The 16,391-nt window shown below is 69.6% G+C and carries 16 protein-coding genes; 7 read left to right on the plus strand and 9 right to left on the minus strand.

From position 1 onward, the window contains the following. Positions 1–46 precede the first annotated feature (46 nt). From QRT08_RS03900 to gatA, 4 genes are read left to right on the plus strand one after another with little or no spacing between them, the layout of a single operon-like run. The gene (locus QRT08_RS03900) at positions 47–1,324 is read left to right on the plus strand and encodes a COG1361 S-layer family protein (RefSeq protein ID WP_286044600.1); all 1,278 of its coding nucleotides are present in this window, start codon (positions 47–49) and stop codon (positions 1,322–1,324) included. Then, positions 1,325–3,769, plus strand: coding sequence for an efflux RND transporter permease subunit (locus QRT08_RS03905; protein WP_286044601.1), 2,445 nt, complete (start codon positions 1,325–1,327; stop codon positions 3,767–3,769). Positions 3,770–3,808: 39 nt separating this feature from the next. Further along, positions 3,809–4,087, plus strand: coding sequence for an Asp-tRNA(Asn)/Glu-tRNA(Gln) amidotransferase subunit GatC (gatC, locus tag QRT08_RS03910; RefSeq protein ID WP_286044602.1), 279 nt, complete (start codon positions 3,809–3,811; stop codon positions 4,085–4,087). Then, positions 4,084–5,400 carry an Asp-tRNA(Asn)/Glu-tRNA(Gln) amidotransferase subunit GatA gene (gene gatA, locus QRT08_RS03915; RefSeq protein ID WP_286044603.1) on the plus strand — a complete coding sequence of 439 codons (1,317 nt, stop codon included), beginning with the start codon at positions 4,084–4,086 and terminating at the stop codon, positions 5,398–5,400. The genes gatC and gatA overlap by 4 nt, the downstream gene beginning before the upstream one ends. Here the strand turns inward: gatA and QRT08_RS03920 are convergent, their stop codons facing one another. Both QRT08_RS03920 and QRT08_RS03925 read right to left on the minus strand, forming a co-directional pair. Then, entirely contained in the window at positions 5,401–5,751 is a 351-nt protein-coding gene (locus QRT08_RS03920) for a nuclear transport factor 2 family protein (protein WP_286044604.1), read from the minus strand. It lies immediately after the preceding gene. Between the two features lie 61 nt (positions 5,752–5,812). Then, the gene (locus tag QRT08_RS03925; RefSeq protein WP_286044605.1) at positions 5,813–6,163 is read right to left on the minus strand and encodes a helix-turn-helix transcriptional regulator; all 351 of its coding nucleotides are present in this window, start codon (positions 6,161–6,163) and stop codon (positions 5,813–5,815) included. An 83-nt stretch (positions 6,164–6,246) separates the two neighbouring features. Here QRT08_RS03925 and QRT08_RS03930 point away from each other — a divergent pair, with 83 nt between their 5' ends. Beyond that, positions 6,247–7,353, plus strand: a complete 1,107-nt coding sequence (locus tag QRT08_RS03930; protein ID WP_286044606.1) for an aminotransferase class V-fold PLP-dependent enzyme — start codon at positions 6,247–6,249, stop codon at positions 7,351–7,353. Here QRT08_RS03930 and QRT08_RS03935 read toward each other — a convergent pair. From QRT08_RS03935 to QRT08_RS03945, 3 genes are read right to left on the minus strand one after another with little or no spacing between them, the layout of a single operon-like run. After that, entirely contained in the window at positions 7,336–8,790 is a 1,455-nt protein-coding gene (locus QRT08_RS03935) for a class I adenylate-forming enzyme family protein (RefSeq protein ID WP_286044607.1), read from the minus strand. The genes QRT08_RS03930 and QRT08_RS03935 overlap by 18 nt on opposite strands. Beyond that, on the minus strand, positions 8,783–9,790 hold the full coding sequence (locus QRT08_RS03940; RefSeq protein ID WP_286044608.1) for a mandelate racemase/muconate lactonizing enzyme family protein: 1,008 nt from the start codon (positions 9,788–9,790) through the stop codon (positions 8,783–8,785). The genes QRT08_RS03935 and QRT08_RS03940 overlap by 8 nt, the downstream gene beginning before the upstream one ends. Continuing rightward, positions 9,787–10,722 carry a 1,4-dihydroxy-2-naphthoate polyprenyltransferase gene (locus QRT08_RS03945; RefSeq protein ID WP_286044609.1) on the minus strand — a complete coding sequence of 312 codons (936 nt, stop codon included), beginning with the start codon at positions 10,720–10,722 and terminating at the stop codon, positions 9,787–9,789. Before QRT08_RS03945 ends, QRT08_RS03940 begins: the two co-directional genes overlap by 4 nt. 90 nt (positions 10,723–10,812) lie before the next feature. Between QRT08_RS03945 and QRT08_RS03950 the strand changes: the two genes are divergently transcribed. After that, positions 10,813–11,016, plus strand: a complete 204-nt coding sequence (locus QRT08_RS03950) for a hypothetical protein (RefSeq protein WP_286044610.1) — start codon at positions 10,813–10,815, stop codon at positions 11,014–11,016. Between the two features lie 70 nt (positions 11,017–11,086). Further along, positions 11,087–11,626: a carboxymuconolactone decarboxylase family protein gene (locus QRT08_RS03955; RefSeq protein WP_286044611.1), complete on the plus strand. Its 540-nt coding sequence runs from the start codon at positions 11,087–11,089 to the stop codon at positions 11,624–11,626. 56 nt (positions 11,627–11,682) lie between these two features. Here QRT08_RS03955 and QRT08_RS03960 read toward each other — a convergent pair whose 3' ends face one another. The 4 genes from QRT08_RS03960 to QRT08_RS03975 form a co-directional block, all read right to left on the minus strand. After that, entirely contained in the window at positions 11,683–12,132 is a 450-nt protein-coding gene (locus tag QRT08_RS03960) for a pyridoxamine 5'-phosphate oxidase family protein (RefSeq protein WP_286044612.1), read from the minus strand. Positions 12,133–12,246: 114 nt separating this feature from the next. Then, entirely contained in the window at positions 12,247–13,158 is a 912-nt protein-coding gene (locus QRT08_RS03965) for a 1,4-dihydroxy-2-naphthoyl-CoA synthase (protein WP_286044613.1), read from the minus strand. A 36-nt stretch (positions 13,159–13,194) separates the two neighbouring features. Further along, complete coding sequence (menD, locus tag QRT08_RS03970; protein ID WP_286044614.1) at positions 13,195–14,937, minus strand: 2-succinyl-5-enolpyruvyl-6-hydroxy-3-cyclohexene-1-carboxylic-acid synthase; 1,743 nt, start codon at positions 14,935–14,937, stop codon at positions 13,195–13,197. Next, a complete protein-coding gene (locus QRT08_RS03975) occupies positions 14,934–16,301 on the minus strand; it encodes an isochorismate synthase (protein ID WP_286044615.1) in 1,368 nt (455 codons plus the stop codon). The genes menD and QRT08_RS03975 overlap by 4 nt, the downstream gene beginning before the upstream one ends. Between the last annotated feature and the right edge of the window lie 90 nt (positions 16,302–16,391).

Genomic DNA, 16,391 nt, shown 5'->3' on the forward strand with positions numbered 1-16,391 from the left:
TGTAGGAAAGCGACAACAATTAACCGGCGAGAGGCGTCGAACGGGTATGGTCGGACGGGGGAGGCTGTGGCCGGGCCGCCGGGGGGCGGCCGTGATCGGACTCGCACTGCTCGTGGTCCTCGCCACCGGCGTCGCCGCCGGGATACAGGGCCAGCCGAACGTGAGCGTCTTCGCGCCGGAGAACACCGTCTCGCCCGGCGAGACGACGCAGATCGAACTCGAACTGATGAACAACGGGACGATCGAGGAGGGCAGCCAGGGGATCGAGGTCATCACCCAGCAGGGCGACCGACAGCGCGTCCAGACGGCGCGCGACGTGACCGTCGAGGCCGAGGCCGACGGCCCGCCGTTCGAGGTCGAGACCTCGACGGTGCCCGTCGGCAACCTCCCGGAGGGGACCAGCGGACCGATCCCGATCACGCTGTCGGTCAACGAGGACGCCCCGGCGAGCACCTACCAGCTCTCGGTGACCGTCGAGTACGTCTACACGAGCGAGATCGAGAACGGCGAGGAGACGGTCGTCGAGGAGACGCTCACCGAGGAGGTACCGATAGAGATCGAGGAGACCGCGCGCTTCGAGGTTGAGGATACCGAAAGCGACCTCGCGGTCGGGAGCGACGGCGAGGTGACCGGTTCGATCGAGAACGTCGGCAGCGAGGACGCCGAGGACGCCGTCCTCCGGATCGCGGGCGAGGAGGGTACCCTCGGCTTCGCGGACAGGGAGTACGCGCTGGGCGACGTCGACGCCGGCGAGAGCGCAGAGTTCGCGTTCGACGCCGACGTGAGCGCGGAGGCCAGCGAGGGGGAGCGCCAACTGGACTTCGTCGTCGTCTACCGGGACGAACAGGGGAACGAGCGGGAGGCGACGACGAACGCGCGGGTGAGCGTCGGCCCCGAACCCGAGGAGTTCGGCGTCTCGCCGGTCGACGCCACGGTCGAGAGCGGGGCGACCCGGACGGTTGAACTCGAGGTTACCAACGAGCGCGACGACCCCGTGAGCAACGTGAACGCACAGCTGTTCGCCGACAGCCCGCTCTCCACCGAGGACGACGAGGCCTACGCCGACGAGATCGCGCCCGGCGAGTCGGTCGTCCTCGCCTTCGAGGTGAGCGCCGAGGACGGCGCGATGGCCAAGCAGTACCCGCTCGACGTCGACTTCAGCTACGAGGACGAGAGCAGCGAGACGCGTCTCTCCGATCGGTATCAGGTCGCGATCAAGGTGGTCGAACCCGCGGACGACGGAATCGCTAGCTGGGCCGCCGGCGCGGTCGGGGTCGTCCTCGTGATCGTCGGGATAGCGATCGGAATCCGCCGGTTGGCGTAGATGGCGCGCCACGAACGCCTCGTCTCGCGGCTGGGCGGCCTGATCACGGAGCGGCCGGGCACCGTCGTGCTCGTCTTTCTGGCGGTCACGCTCCTCTTCGCGAGCGGACTCGGGGGGACGGGAACGGAGGCCGGGACCGGCCAGTTCACCGAGGACGTCCCCGCCGAGCGGGCCCTCGACGACGTCGAGAGCCGGTTCGGCCCGCGGATCGAACTCGCCGACACCGGATCGACGCAGCTCATCCAGCGCGGCGAGAACGTCCTCGTTCGCGAGGAGCTGTTACGCATGCTTGCGCTGCAGGAACGGGTCCTCGATAGGGAGAAACTGTACGCGACCGAGGCGGACAGCGCCGCGGCGATCGTCGCCCGGACGATCGACCCCGAGGCCGACACGACCGCCGAACAACGCGCGACCATAGAGGGCGCGAGCGACCGCGAGGTACGCGAGGCGGTGCGGGAGAACGCCGACAACCCCGCCTTTACTGGACAACTGAGCGAGGACTTCAACGCGGAGTCGGCGACCGCCTCGGCGACGATCGGAACCCTCACCCACGAACTGCCCGGCGGCGTCTCGGAGACGACCGGCAACGACGCCGACAGCCCGATGACGCCGATCCAGGTGGAGGTCGAGACGATGGCCGAGCGAACTCCCGGCGAGATCCAGGTCTTCGGCAGCGGGATCGTCGCCGGCAAGTTCCAGACGATCATCGAGGACTCGCTGGCCATCGTCGTGCCTGCAGCAGTGATCCTGCTGTTGGTCTTCCTGATCGTCGCCTACCGCGACCCGATCGACCTGGCGATCGGCCTGCTCGCGCTCGCCATGACCGTCGTCTGGACGTTCGGGTTCATGGGGCTCGCGGGGATCCCCTTCACGCAGATGCTGATCTCGGTTCCCGTGTTGTTGCTGGCGGTCGGGATCGACTTCGGGATCCACGTCATCAACCGCTATCGCGAGGAACGGACCACGACGGCCTCCGTCACGGCGGCGATGGAGCGGACCACCGACCAGCTGCTGGTCGCGTTCGTGCTCGTGATCGGCACCACAGTAGTGGGCTTCGGCGCGAACTACACGAGTTCGCTCCAGCCCATCCGCGACTTCGGACTGGTGGCGGCGCTGGGGATCGCCTTCACGTTCCTCATCTTCGGGGTGTTCATGCCCGCGCTGAAGGTGCTCACCGACCGGTGGCGTGCGGAACGACCGATCCCGGCGTTCAGTTCCGATCCGCTGGGCGAGGAGGGCTCGGCCCTCGGGCGCGTGCTGCCGGTCGGCGTCGGCATCGCGAGGCGGGCCCCGCTCGCGTTCCTGGTGGTGGTCGTCGTCTCTGCCGGCGCGCTCGGCGTCTACGGGTCGGAGGTCGACACCTCCTTCGACGACGACGACTTCCTCCCGCCCGAGGAGCAACCGGGCTACGTCGAGTACCTCCCCGCCGAACTCCGGCCCGCCGAACCGCAGGTCACGGGCACGATGAACTACCTCGAGGAGACGTTCCCGCAGGGCCAGGAGGGGACGGTGATCGTCTACCTCGAGGGCCAACTCCGGGAGAACCACGCCTTGGAGTCGATCCACCGCGCGGGCGAGGACCCGCCCCCGACCGTCATCCGCGAGGGGCGTTCCGCCGATTCCGAGAGCATACTCACCGTCATCGACCGCTACGCCGCCCGGAACGAGGAGTTCGCCGCGCTGGTCGAGCGAAACGACCGCGACGGCAACGGCGTGCCCGACCAGAACCTCGAACTCGTCTACGACGAACTCTACGCCTCGCCCTTCGAGGAGCAGGCCCGCCAGTACATCACCGAGGACTACCGCGCGGCGCAGGTCGAGTACGCCGTCGAGGGCGACGCCGCCCAGGAGGAGGTCACCGGGGACGCCCGCGAACTCGAGGAGCGCCACCGACTCGCGGCGACCGCGACCGGCGAGGTCGTCGTCTTCGACGCGGTCGCGGACGTGATCTTCGAGTCGGCCGTCCGCAGCCTCGCGCTCGCGCTCGCGGCGACGGGGGCGTTTCTGGTCGCGGGCTACTGGGTCGTCGCCCGCCGGCCGTCGCTGGGCGTCGTCAACCTCCTCCCGATCGCCGTCGCGATCTGTGCGCTCGCGGGGACGATGCGCTACGCGGGGATCCCCTTCAACGCCCTGACCGCGACCATCCTCTCGGTGTCGATCGGGCTGGGCGTCGACTACACCGTCCACGTCGTCCACCGGTTCGTCGACGAACTCGATACCGGCGTGGATGCCCTCGCGGCGCTCGACCGGACGATTCGGGGGACCGGCGGCGCGCTCACGGGGAGCATGCTCACCACCGTGGCCGGGATGGGCGTGTTGGTGCTCGCGATCACGCCGATCCTCGGGCAGTTCGGCCTGCTGCTCTCGATCTCGATCCTCTACGCCTACCTCGCGTCGATCCTCGTCCTCCCCTCGGCGCTGGTGGTCTGGGCACGGGTCGCGTGATCCGAAACCCTTACTCCCCGTCCGCGGGTCCTCCCGTGTATGAGCGACCAGTCCGTCGACGCCGAGGAGGTGCGCCACGTCGCCGCCCTCGCGCGGGTCGACCTCGATGAGGCGGAGGTCGAGGCGTTCTCCGAGCAGTTCGGCGAGATCCTCGACGCCTTCGAGACGCTCGACGAGGTGCCCGAGATCGAGCGCGAGGACGACCTCGAGAACGTGATGCGGGTCGACGAGGTGCGCGAAAGCCTCGGTCAGGAGGAGGCGCTACGGAACGCCCCCGAAACCGAGGACGGCTATTTCAAGGGTCCGAGCGTCTCATGAGTCGGATCTTCATCACCGAGGAGCGAATCGAGGGCGGGGACGAGGGACCCCTCGCGGGCGAGACGGTCGCCGTCAAGGACAACATCAGTACCGAGGGAGTGCGCACGACCTGCGGGTCCGAGATGCTCGCGGAGTACGTCCCGCCCTACGACGCGACGGTCGTCGAGCGCCTGAAGGAAGCGGGCGCGACGATCGTCGGCAAGACGAACATGGACGAGTTCGGGATGGGCAGCACGACCGAGACCTCGGCGTTCGGGCCGGCCCCGAACCCCGCCGCCGAGGGGCGCGTTCCGGGAGGATCCTCCGGCGGGAGCGCCGCGGCGGTCGCCGCCGGCGATGCGGATCTCGCGCTCGGGACGGACACGGGCGGCTCAGTTAGAAACCCGGCGGCATTCTGTGGCGTCGTCGGGATCAAGCCCACCTACGGGCTGGTCTCGCGCTACGGGCTGGTCGCCTACGCCAATTCCTTGGAACAGATCGGGCCGCTCGCACCCACCGTCGAGGGCGCCGCTCGCCTGCTCGACGTCATCGCGGGCCCCGACGAACGGGACGCGACCACCCGCGAGGCGCCACGGGCCTCGGAACGTCGAACGGGCGACGCCCGTGAGGCCCGCGAGGAGGGCGCTGATAGCGACTACGCGAGCGCCGCTGACGGCGACGTCGAGGGGCTCTCGATCGGGATCCCGACCGAACTCGTCGAGGGGGCCGACGAGGGCGTCAGGGAGACGTTCTGGGACGCGATCGCCGACCTCGAATCGGAGGGCGCGAGCTACCACGAGGTGAGCCTCCCCTCGATCGAGCACGCCGTCGCCGCCTACTACGTGATCGCGATGTCGGAGGCCTCCTCGAACCTCGCGCGCTTCGACGGGGTGCGCTACGGCCCCGCGACCGAGCGCGAGGGCGATTGGAACGAGGTCTTCGCGGAGGTGCGCGAGCGGGGCTTCGGCGAGGAGGTCAAACGCCGGGTCCTGTTGGGGACCTACGCCCTCTCGGCGGGCTACCACGAAAAGTACTACAAGAAGGCACAGGACGCCCGCGCGTGGGTCGAGCGGGACTTCGAGGGGGCGTTCTCGGAGGCGGACGTGCTCGCCAGCCCGACGATGCCGGTCCCGCCCTTCGAGGTCGGCGAGAGCTTGGAGGACCCCCTCCAGATGTACCTCTCGGACGCCAACACCGTCCCCGTGAACCTCGCGAATCTGCCGGCGATCTCCGTTCCGGCGGGCGAGACCGACGGCCTGCCCGTGGGAGTGCAACTCATCGGGCCGGCGTTCGGCGAGAGGCGGATCATCCGCGCCGGAAGCGCGCTCGAATGATCAGGCCTTCGGGGAGAGCTTCCCCGCGAAGGTCTGGAACTCGATCGCCTCGTCGGGGATGTAGAACGTATCGGTCGCGAACTCGTAGACGTTCTCGGGCGTCTCGGCGTGCCAGACGATGTAGCCGAACTCTCCCTCGACGAGTTGCTGATCCATCGTGATCGAGGCCTCGGGGGCCGAGAACTCCGAGAACAGGTTCTCGAACAGCCCCTCGATCTCCTCGAGGCCGCGGAAGGTCCCCATGTTGGTGACGACGACCGACTCGTCGGTGTAGTCCTCCATGATCCCCTCGATGTCCTGTTCGCCGAACGTCTCTAGGTGGTGGTCGAGAACGGATTCTGTGGTGTTCATACGGGTCGTCCCGTGGTTACAGGGACGGTGACGGTTCGACACGACAAATGATAAATGTTCGTCAGCCCTCGTACGCGAGGTTCATGATCCACTGGGAGAAGGCGTCGCTCCGGGCGTCGATCTCCTCCTCGCCGATGAAGGGCGAGAGCATGTCCCCGGCCATCAGCAACGAGAAGTCGAGATCGCGGGCCGCGGGCGTGAGCAGGTAGGTGTTGTGGCCGTTGTAGACGGTGTCGTGGCGCTCGATCAGCTCCGCTTGTGCGAGTTTCTCGACGATCCGACTGCCCTTTCGTGAGGAGACGTCGAGTTCCTTCCAGAAGTCGCTCTGGTGGATCCCACCGCTCCGGCGGACGAGTTCGAGTCCGGCCCGTTCGTCCTCCGACAGTTCGGCTTCGAGTTCGGCGACGCTCATACCCGAACAACGCCGCCCGACGCCTTTAACGTTGACCGTCCGCGACCGGGAGCGTCATGAGTCGCCTCCGTGTAGGCCCGACCATGACCCCCGAGGAGCTTCGAGCCGAGACGCCGGGCTTCGAGAACTGTACCTACCTCAACACGGGCGCGAGCGGCCCCAGTCCGCGCCGCGTGGTCGAGGCCGCGACCGGCTGTCTCGAACGCCACGAGTACGACTCGCCCGCCGGCGAGGGGATGTACGCCACCGCGGACGCGGTCTACACGGACGCCCGCGAGGCGGTCGCGGACCTGCTGAACACCGACGAGCGGCGGGTGGCACTGACCCAGAGCACGACCGACGGGATCAACCGAATCGCGAGCGCGATCGACTTCGAGCCCGGGGACGTCGTCGTGCGGACGGACCTCGAACACTCGGCGGGAATCCTGCCGTGGCAGCGTCTCGCGGACCTCCACGACCTCGAGGTTCGAGTCCTCGAGACCCACGGGGGACGGGTCGACCCCGAGGAGTACGCCGAGGCGATCAGTGATGCTCGATTGGTCTGTTTCAGCGCGATCACGTGGACCCACGGGACGCGACTACCAGTACGAAAACTGGTCGAGATCGCCCACGACGCCGGCGCACGGGTGCTCGTCGACGCCGTTCAAGCACCGGGTCAGGTCGCACTCGACGTCGAGGAGTGGGGTGCGGACGCGGTCGCGGCGGCGGGCCACAAGTGGCTACTCGGAACGTGGGGCGCGGGCTTTCTCGCCGTTTCGCCCGACTTCCTCGCGGATCTCGAACCGCGGTCGGTGGGCTATCGCAGCGTGGCCGAACCCGACGCCGACGAATACGCCTTCCACGAGGGCGCGCGCCGGCTCGAGATCGGTACGACCAATCCGGCCCCGTATGCCGCGCTCGCAGAGGCGATCCGCACGATGGATGCGGTGGGCTACGACCGGATCGAGTCCCGGATCGCCGAGTTGACCGACCGGCTCAAGGCGGGGCTGGGCGAGGAACGCCTGCTGAGCCCCCGCGAGTACGAGAGCGGGCTGGTGACGTTCGCCGACGAGCATCCCGAGGGGACGGTCGAACGACTCGCCGAGAGCGGGATTCGGGTTCGGACGCTCCCCGGCCCGGAGGCGATCCGCGCGTCGGTTCACGCGATCAACACCGAGGCGGACGTCGACGCGCTACTCGAGGCGCTCTGAGCGAGCGGAGAGGGTCTCGCGGACGGCCCCGCGGTCGACCGTGCCCGAGGCGGTTCGGGGTAGCGAGTCGGAAAAGGCGATCGTCTTGGGACGCTTGTAGCCCGCGAGCCGTCCCTCGAGGAACCCCCTGATCTCCCCTTCGCTCGCCTCGCCGACGACCAGCGCACAGACGCGCTCGCCCCACTCGGGGTCGGGCAGGCCGACGACCGCACACTCGGCGACCCGGGGATGAGAACGCAGAACGCGGGCGACCTCGGCGGGGTGGACGTTCTCGCCGCCGGTGATGACCGCGTCGTCGACCCGCCCGAGCACGCGGATCGAGCCGTCCTCCTCGACGACGCCGAGGTCGCCGGTTCGGAAGCCGTGCGGGCCGAAAACCCGCTCGTTTGCCTCGGGATCGTCGTAGTAGCCCGTCATCACCGCGGGGCCCGAAACGACGAGTTCGCCGGGTTCACTCGTCGGAAGCGGTTCGTTCCCGTCGAGCGCCCGAACGCGGGTGAACGCGAGGGGACGGCCGGCGCGCTTCGGATTCGCGAAGGCCTCCGTGGGCCGGGCGGTCGCGACCTGCGAGGCCGTCTCGGTCATGCCGTAGGTGGGGTGGATCGGCACCCCGCGGCGCTCGCAGCGGGCGATCAGTTCGGGAGTCGTCGGTGCGCCACCCGTCAGGACGAACCGCAGCGAGTCGGGGAACTCGCCCATGTCGAGCAGCCGGGAGAGCATCGTCGGAACGAGCGAGACGCCCGTGATCCCGTGCTCGTGGAGGTGCGAGCGCGCGTCCTCGGCGTCGAACTCGCCCGGGAGCACGACACAGGTCCCGTAGAGCGCCGAGCGGACGATCGGCGCGAGCCCGCCCATGTGGTAGCCCGAAAGCGGATCGTACCAGCGGTCGTCGGGGAGCACCCCGAGGCGGAACGCCGAGGCGACGGCGCTCGCGAGCAGGTTCCGGCCGGTGAGGACGACCGCCTTCGGCTCGCCTGTCGTTCCCGAGGTGAAGAGCATGGTCCGCGGGGATCCAAGCGGCGGGTCCTCGGCGACGAACTCGGCGGGCGCCGCCTCGGCGAGCGCCGGAAACGAGATGACGGGGGCGTCGGCGACCGCCCGGGCCCGGTCCGTGTACGGCTCGTCGGTCACGAGCGCCGCGAGGGAGAGGCGTTCGACCTGTGCACGAAGCTCCGCCTCGGGAAGCCGGGTGTTGAGCGGGGCGAACACCGCGCCGATCCGCCACGCCGCGTGGACGAGGCGGGCGAACTCGGGGGCGGTGTCCGCGAGCACGCCGAGTTGATCGCCCGGCCGCAGACCGAGTGACCACAGCCGACCCGCACGCCGCTCGACCGCCCGGTCGAGGTCGTCGTAGGTCCACTCCTCGCCGGTTTCGGCGTCGAGCAGCGCCGCGGAATCGGGCGCGGCGTGGCGCTGGTAGCTGACGGGATCACGCATCCGCCCCACCCCCATTCCACGGGCCGTCGGTCCCGAGTCCCGGCCCCGTCGGGACCGAAATCGCCCCGTCGCGGACGGGCGCGGGATCGGGCGCGAGGTCCCGTTCGAGGAGGTCCGCGGTCGCGAGCCCGCAGGCGCGCTCGACCCCGAGCGCCGCGGCGGCGTGGACCGCCGCCGTGCGGGCGATCACGGCGTCGATCGTCGTCGTGACGACCACGTCCCCGAGTCGCCGGCCCAGTTCGACGACCCGATCGATCCCGCCGAGCGCCATCGGCTTCAGGACGAAGACGTCGGCGGCGTCGGCCAGTCCCTCGATCCCCTCGACCGTGCGTCCGGCGAGCGACTCGTCGAGCGCGATCGGCACGGTCGAGGGGAGGTCGCGGTGGCCGGCGACGTCGTCGGCCGCGAGGGGCTGTTCGACGTACTCGATTCCGATGTCGGCCAGTTCGCCGAGCGCGTGTGCGGCCCCCTCGCGGCTCCACCCGCCGTTCGCGTCGAGGCGGAGCGCGGGGTCGGGGCCGACCGCCTCGCGGATCGCGCGAACCCGTTCGATGTCTTCGTCTACGGGCCGCGCGCCGACCTTGCACTTGACCGTCCCGAACCCGTTCTCGACGGCCTCGCGGGCGGCCTCGGCGGTCTCCTCGGGGGAGGCGTCGCCGACCGTCGCGTTGACCGGGACCGTTTCGCCCGAGTCACTGCTCCCGCCGAGATGGCTGGAGAGCGACACCCCCTTCTCGCGGGCGTCTCGATCCATGAGCGCGAGCGAGAGGGCGTGGCGCGTCGCCGGACGGTCGTCGAGGTCCGCAAGGGCGGCTTCGGGGTCGTCGATCCCCGACAGGGCCTCCCGGCACTCCTCGAGCGATTCGGTCCAACCCGGGAGCGGGGTGGCCTCGCCGACGCCGCCTCCGATACGGACGGCGACCCCCTCCCGACGAACTATCTCGCCCGCGGCGGTCGAGAGCGGCGTTTCGAGGGCCAGGGAGAACTCCTCGACCCTCATCCGACCACCAGCCCGACCGCGAAGAGCGCGGCGAAGGCCGCGAGCAGCTTGCCGGTGCGTTCGAGCGCCGGGTTGAGCGCCTCGCCCGAGGTCTCCGTGAGCAGCGTCCGGACCAACAGCACGGCGTAGGGGAGGGAGAGGTACGGCAGGAGGACCGGAAGGCCGAAGCCCGAGAGGAGGAACCACAGCGGGGTGGCGTACGCGAGCGCGAACAGCGCGGCGTACTCGGCCCTGCTGAAGCGGTAGCCGAGCATCACCGCGAGGGTGCGCTTGCCGGTCTCGCGGTCGGTCTCGAGGTCCCGGACGTTGTTGACGACCAGCACGGCCGTCGCGAGCGCGGCGATCGGCAGGCTGGCGACGACCGCCTCGACGGTGATCGTCCCGGGGGGCATCCACGGCGGGAACGGCCCGGCGAGGGCGGCGGCGGCCTGCACGTAGTAGGTTCCGGTGACGGCGACCAGCCCGAAGAAGACGAACACGAAGAGGTCGCCGAGCCCGCGGTAGCCGTAGGGGTACGGTCCGCCGGTGTAGGCGATCCCCGAGGCGACGCTCGCGAGGCCGACGACGAGGATCGGGACGCCGCCGACGTAGACGAGGTAGACCCCGACGAGGATCGCGAGCGCGAAGGTGAGGACCATCGCGCGCCTGACCTCCTCGGGGTCGATCAGGCCCGACTGAGTCACTCGAGTAAAGCCCTCCCGATCCTCGGTGTCGGCGCCCTTGATCGCGTCGTAGTAGTCGTTCGCGAAGTTCGTCCCGATCTGGATCAGCGTCGCGCCAACGAACGCCGCGAGCGCCGGCAGGGGCGAGAGAACGCCGTCCTCGAAGGCGAGTCCGACCCCGACGAGGATCGGGGCCGCGGCCACCGGGAGCGTCTGCGGGCGGGCGGCCATCAGCCACGCTTTCCGCCGGGAGACGTCGACCGTACTCATTCGGTGGGGGTTGTCGACGGTACCGCATAGCGGCTGTGGTTCCGTCCGGTTTCGGGGAAGTTTCTTGATGTGTGAAAACAGATACCGCGTGTGAAACACACGCTCTCGGAGGCGCGGTCGTCGCCGGTAGCGCTGGCGGTGTTCCTGCTGGGTCTGGCGGTGTTCGTGTTCGCGGTCGCGTTCTCGGACGGCTCGTGGGGCGCGCCGGTCGGATCGCCGGAGTGGCTGCTCGGGGCCGCTTTTGCCGCTCTCGCCGTTATCCTCGGCGTTCGCTCCTGGCTGCAAGGCAGGTGAGCGCGGAACCGGATCCGGTCAGTGCTACCGAAGCACGTACAGCTAACCCGGGTCGCGTCGTTCCGGTCGCATGGCCCGCGTTCCCTACGTCGAAAGCGAGGACGTCCCCGAACGGCACCGCGACCTGCTCGTCTCCTCGCTACAGGACCGACCGCTACACGTCTACCGCGCGCTCGGCAACAACCCCGCGGTGCTCGCCGGTCTGCGTGGCTTCCTCGGGTCGCTCTGGAGCGACAGCGGACTCAGCGACCGGCGGCGCGAACTCGTGATCCTCGCGGTCACGAACGAGATCGGAAACGAGTACGAGTGGCACCAGCACGTCAACATCGCCCGCGGGGTCGGAATCGACGACGACACCATCGCCGCGGTTTCGAGGGGGGAGTTCGACGCGTTCGACGACGAGGAGGCGACCCTGCTCCGGTACGCGCTCGCGGTCGTCCGCGGCGAGGTCGGGGACCGGGACCACGACGCGATCACCGAGCGCTACGACGAGTCGGCGGTGGTCGGCATCGCGGCGCTCGCGGAGGGGTACGCCGCCCTCGGCGGGATCATCGACGCGCTCGGCGTCGAGTTGGAGGAGGAGTTCGTCGGCTGGGAGCCGGACGAGTAGTCGGCGTCTCCCACCGCAGGTCGGCTCCGAGGGGCGTCGATACGGCGGTCCGCGGCTCAGACCTCGGTTCTCGATTCCTTCCGGCTGGTCAATCGCTCGGGTACGAGCCGAAAGTAGCCGAACGAGACCGTTCGCGGCGGCTCGCCGAAGACGTCGACCAGCGGGATGTGGACCCGTTCGAGACCCTGCAGGGTCTCCGTGGCGATCGGCTCCGCGGTCGTCTCCTCGAGGCGGCCGGTGGCGATGACGCTCTCCCACGCGCTCCCCTCCCGTCCGTAGGTCACGAACGCGACGGTCTCGCCCGCGACGTCCCCCTTCTCCCGATCGTCGCCCACCGCGAGGCGGAAGTAGAAGGTCGTCTCCGTCGCGTCGTACCCGTACGAGACCGGGATCGCGTGTGGCGGATCGCCGTCCGCCGTCGGGAACGCCATGACGCCGATGCCGCCGGTCCCGAGGAAGGCGTCCCGCTCGTCGTCGTCCATCTCGACGGGCGTGCTGTCACTCATACCGTCCGTAACGGCGGGAGAGATGAAAAGTGTGGTCCGTATTCCCACACCGAGAGGAGCGGAACCACCGATCGGTCGCGGGAACGGCGGGCAGCGGGAAGCGGATATCGCCGGTCAGTAGTGCCAGGGGTACTCGTTGAAGTCGGGGTCGCGTTTCTCGAGGAAGGCGTCCCGGCCCTCTCGAGCCTCGTCGGTCATGTAGCCCAGCCTGGTGGCCTCGCCCGCGAACACCTGCTGGCCGACCATCCCGTCGTCGACGGCGTTGAACCCGAACTTCAGCATTCGAATGGCGGTCGGGCTCTTTCCGTCGATCGCCTCGGCCCATTCGAGGGCGACCTCTTCTAGGTCCGCGTGGGCGACCGCCTCGTTTGCCATCCCCATCTCCACCGCTTCCTGGGCCGAGTAGGTCTTCCCGAGGAAGAAAATCTCTCTGGCCTTCTTCTGGCCGACCTGCCGGGCGAGATAGGCCGAGCCGAAGCCCGCGTCGAAGCTCGCCACGTCGGGATCGGTCTGGAGGAATTTGGCGTGTTCTTCCGAGGCCAGCGTCATGTCACAGATCACGTGCAGCGAGTGGCCGCCGCCGACCGCCCAGCCCGGCACGACGGCGACGACGGGCTTGGGCATGAAGCGGATCAGGCGCTGGACTTCGAGGATGTGGAGCCGACCGGCTTTCGCCTCGCGGACGGCCGCCGAATCCTCATCGCCGGCCTCGTCGTCGCCACGGTACTCGTAGCCCGAGCCGCCACGAACGGACTGATCCCCTCCCGAACAGAACGCCCACCCGCCGTCCTTCGGCGAGGGGCCGTTCCCGGTCAGGAGGACGCAGCCGACATCGGTCTGCTTGCGCGCGTGATCCAGCGCGCGGTACAGTTCGTCGACCGTCCCGGGCCGGAAGGCGTTACGCAGATTCGGCCGGTCGAAGGCGATGCGGACCGCGCCGACCTCGCGCGCGCGATGATACGTGATATCGTCGAAGTCGTTGTCGACGGGTTCCCAGCGGTCGGGATCGAAGAGGTCCGAAACCATGCGCGGCGCTACGCGGGAGAGCGCAAAAACGTTGGTTCATCCGAGGCGCTCACACACTCGCTCGTGGATTTCCTCTCGAGTTCGGTGGCTCGCCTCGCCGTCGACACGAATCTCGATCACCTGCGTACCGGGACTCGAACACGAGGCCGAATACGCGTCCTCGAAGCCCGAAAGCGAGTCCGTGCGGACGAACTCGAAGCCGTAGAGGTCGGCCGTCGGCGCGAAGTCCAGCCCGTGGGGCGTCTTGAACTGGCCGGTAAACGGCGGGTCGAAGCCCTCGATGGGGAGCATGTGGAAGATGCCGCCGCCGTCGTTGTTGAGCAGGACGACCGTGGCGTCGACGCCGCACCGCGAGAGCGCGAGCAGGCCGTTCATGTCGTGGTAGTACGCCAGATCCCCGGTGACGAGCACGAGCGGGTCGTCGGTGGCGCTCCCGGCGCCCAGCGCCGTCGAGGTGATCCCGTCGATCCCGCTGGCACCCCGATTGCCGAGGACGGTGAGGTCGGCCCCCCGGGGTCGGGCGAACCTGTCTGCGTCCCGGACCGGCATCGAGTTCGAGACGAAGACGGTCGCGGGGTCGGGTGCCCCAGAGAAAACGCGTTCGAGGACCGCGCCCTCAAACAGGCGCTCGGTCTCCTCGTCGATCAGGTTCCAGTAGCGCGCTTCGGCCTCCGCGAACCGCTCGCGCCATCCCTGGTTCGGGGAGGGGTCGAGATCCGCGGCGAGCGCTTCGGCGAGTTCGGTTCCGTCGGCGACGACGAGGTCCGTCGCCGTGAACGTCGCCTCGCGCCACTCCCCTGCAGGGTCGACGACGAACTGGCGGACGTCGGCGTCTCGAAGGTACTCGCGGAGCGTTTTGGAGGTGGGCGAGGCCCCGAACCGGAGGACGAGGTCGGGGACGGGCCAGTCGACGCTCGCGAGCCACGAGTCGTAGCCGCCGATCACGGTCGCTTCGTCGTCGCCGGACCCGAAGCGCGTTCCCGAGAGGGGATCGGCGAGGACCGGAAACCCGGTCGCGCCGGCGAGCGCTCGGATCGCCTCGCCGTCGAGACGGTCGGAGGGACCGGCGACGATCAGGCCTCTGTGGGCGTTCTCGATGGCCGCCGAGAGCGTCCGGCGGTCGCTCTCGGAGAGCGTCGGGCGGCACGGCGTGACCGAGACGAACGGTCCGTCGCGCCCCTCGACGGCCAGCGGGTGGCGCTCCGCGAGGTCCGCGGGCACGTCGTCCTCGACCTCGATGGGTTCGAGGGGCTTTGCAAAGGGGGCGTTCAGGTGGACCGGTCCCGCAGGGATCCCCGTGGTCTCGGCGAGCGCCCGGCAGACGGTGGTTCGAAGTGAGCGGAGCCGTCGGGCCTCGGGCGCGGGTTCGGGGAGTTCGCGGTACCACCGGACCGAATCGCCGTAGAGCTTCGTCTGGTCGATCGTCTGGTTCGCGCCCGACTCGCGCAGTTCGGTCGGGCGGTCGGCGGTGAGGACGAGCATGGGGACCCGCGACTGGGAGGCCTCGATCACCGCGGGGTGGAAGTTCGCGGCGGCGGTTCCGGAGGTACAGACCAGCGGCGTCGGCTCGCCGGTACGCTTCGCGCGCCCGAGCGCGTAGAAGGCCGCCGAGCGCTCGTCGAGGTGCGAGTGAACCGTAATGGATTCGTGGGTAGCGAAGGCGACTGTGAGGGGAGTCGAGCGGCTGCCGGGCGCGATACAGACGTCCTCGACGCCAGATTCGACGAGTTCGTCGGCGACGACCCGCCCCCAGAGGGTCGCGCGGTTGGGCGCGGTCATTCGCCGAGCGCGTCCAGGATGGGGCGGTATTTCAGCTGTACCTCCTCCCACTCCTCGTCGGGGTCGCTGTCGGCGACGATCCCGTTGCCCGCGAACAGCGTGACCGTCTCGTCGCTCGCGACGCCCGAGCGGATCGCCACGGCGAACTCGCCGTCGCCGGCGGCGTCGAACCACCCGACGGGGGCGGCGTACCAGCCCCGCTCGAACGTCTCGGTCTCGCGGATCGTCGCCCACGCCGCCTCGGGCGGGAGGCCGCCGACCGCCGGCGTGGGATGGAGCGCCTCGACGATCGAGAGGACGTGGTCGTCGGCCGCGAGATCCGCTCTGATGGGGGTTCGGAGGTGTTGGATCGTCGCGAGGCGCTTGACGGTCTGGTCCGCGACGCGCACCTCGCCGAGCGGTTCGAGTTGCTCGCGGATGGTGTCGACGACCACGCCCTGTTCGTGCTGGATCTTCTCGCTTTCGAGCAGCGAGGTCATCAGCGCGTGGTCCTCCTCGGGCGTCCCGCCGCGCGCGGCCGACCCCGCGAGCGCCTCGGTCTCGACGCGCCGCCCCGAGAGCGAGACCAGCCGTTCGGGCGGCGCGCCGAAAAAGCCCGCCGTCTCCGTGGGTTCGATCAGGAACCGGTAGCACTCGGGATAGGTCCGTCGAAGGCGTTCGAGCACGTCGGGGATCTCGATATCGGTCTCGAGATCGACCTCGAGCGACTGGGCGAGGACGACCTTTCGCAGGTCGGTTGCGGCGATCCGGTCGGTCGCCTCGCTCACCTGGCGGCACCACTCATCGCGGGGGGTGGTGAGCCGGGTCGCGGCGATGCCCGGCGACCGGCCGCTGGGCTGCATCGCGGGGTGGGCGGCGAGTTCGGATCGGACGCGGTCGAGTTCGGTCTCGACCCCGTCCGCTTCGGCGTCGGGGCCGTACTCGGAGACCGTGAGCCACGTCGTCTCGTCGGTTCGCGTGAGCTGAACACGGGGGACGACGAACTCGGCGGCGGGAAAGCCCGCCCAGGGCGGGGTGGGGCCGTGACCGGCGTGAAAGGAAAAGCCGCCGAAGGCCCGCGGACGGGCGGGCGCGGGGAGGTCGCCGCCGGACGCGAGCGCGGTATCGAGCGTCGAGAAGAGCCGACCGGCGTCCTCGCGGAGGGTCTCGAACCGGTCCGGTCCCCCCGCACGGAGCCGGACGGCCGCGCCGCCGCCGACGATCTCGAGCCCGTCGGGAGCGGCCCAGTATACCCGCGGGGGCGAACGACCGGCGAGAAACGAGCGATAGGAGAGGTCCGCTAGCTCACGGGCCCGGCTGACGAGGGTGGCGCCCTCGCCTTCGAGGGGCGCGACCACCGAGCCGTCACGGTGCGGGACGGTCATTACCCGTCCTCGGGGTCCCGGCCCCTTCAGCGTATCTATCCCCGAGGGACACCTCGTTTCCGGTGAAATACACCGGATTTCCGGTGAACG

Origin of the sequence: Halalkalicoccus sp. NIPERK01, from assembly GCF_030287405.1 — an archaeon.
GTDB lineage: Archaea > Halobacteriota > Halobacteria > Halobacteriales > Halalkalicoccaceae > Halalkalicoccus.

Bases quoted from the DNA above. Each gene is read 5' to 3' on its own strand.
- QRT08_RS03900 (WP_286044600.1), top strand. From the start codon at position 47: ATGGTCGGACGGGGGAGGCTGTGGCCGGGCCGCCGGGGGGCGGCCGTG.
- QRT08_RS03905 (WP_286044601.1), top strand. From the start codon at position 1,325: ATGGCGCGCCACGAACGCCTCGTCTCGCGGCTGGGCGGCCTGATCACG.
- gatC (WP_286044602.1), top strand. From the start codon at position 3,809: ATGAGCGACCAGTCCGTCGACGCCGAGGAGGTGCGCCACGTCGCCGCC.
- gatA (WP_286044603.1), top strand. From the start codon at position 4,084: ATGAGTCGGATCTTCATCACCGAGGAGCGAATCGAGGGCGGGGACGAG.
- QRT08_RS03920 (WP_286044604.1), bottom strand. From the start codon at position 5,751: ATGAACACCACAGAATCCGTTCTCGACCACCACCTAGAGACGTTCGGC.
- QRT08_RS03925 (WP_286044605.1), bottom strand. From the start codon at position 6,163: ATGAGCGTCGCCGAACTCGAAGCCGAACTGTCGGAGGACGAACGGGCC.
- QRT08_RS03930 (WP_286044606.1), top strand. From the start codon at position 6,247: ATGACCCCCGAGGAGCTTCGAGCCGAGACGCCGGGCTTCGAGAACTGT.
- QRT08_RS03935 (WP_286044607.1), bottom strand. From the start codon at position 8,790: ATGCGTGATCCCGTCAGCTACCAGCGCCACGCCGCGCCCGATTCCGCG.
- QRT08_RS03940 (WP_286044608.1), bottom strand. From the start codon at position 9,790: ATGAGGGTCGAGGAGTTCTCCCTGGCCCTCGAAACGCCGCTCTCGACC.
- QRT08_RS03945 (WP_286044609.1), bottom strand. From the start codon at position 10,722: ATGAGTACGGTCGACGTCTCCCGGCGGAAAGCGTGGCTGATGGCCGCC.
- QRT08_RS03955 (WP_286044611.1), top strand. From the start codon at position 11,087: ATGGCCCGCGTTCCCTACGTCGAAAGCGAGGACGTCCCCGAACGGCAC.
- QRT08_RS03960 (WP_286044612.1), bottom strand. From the start codon at position 12,132: ATGAGTGACAGCACGCCCGTCGAGATGGACGACGACGAGCGGGACGCC.
- QRT08_RS03965 (WP_286044613.1), bottom strand. From the start codon at position 13,158: ATGGTTTCGGACCTCTTCGATCCCGACCGCTGGGAACCCGTCGACAAC.
- menD (WP_286044614.1), bottom strand. From the start codon at position 14,937: ATGACCGCGCCCAACCGCGCGACCCTCTGGGGGCGGGTCGTCGCCGAC.
- QRT08_RS03975 (WP_286044615.1), bottom strand. From the start codon at position 16,301: ATGACCGTCCCGCACCGTGACGGCTCGGTGGTCGCGCCCCTCGAAGGC.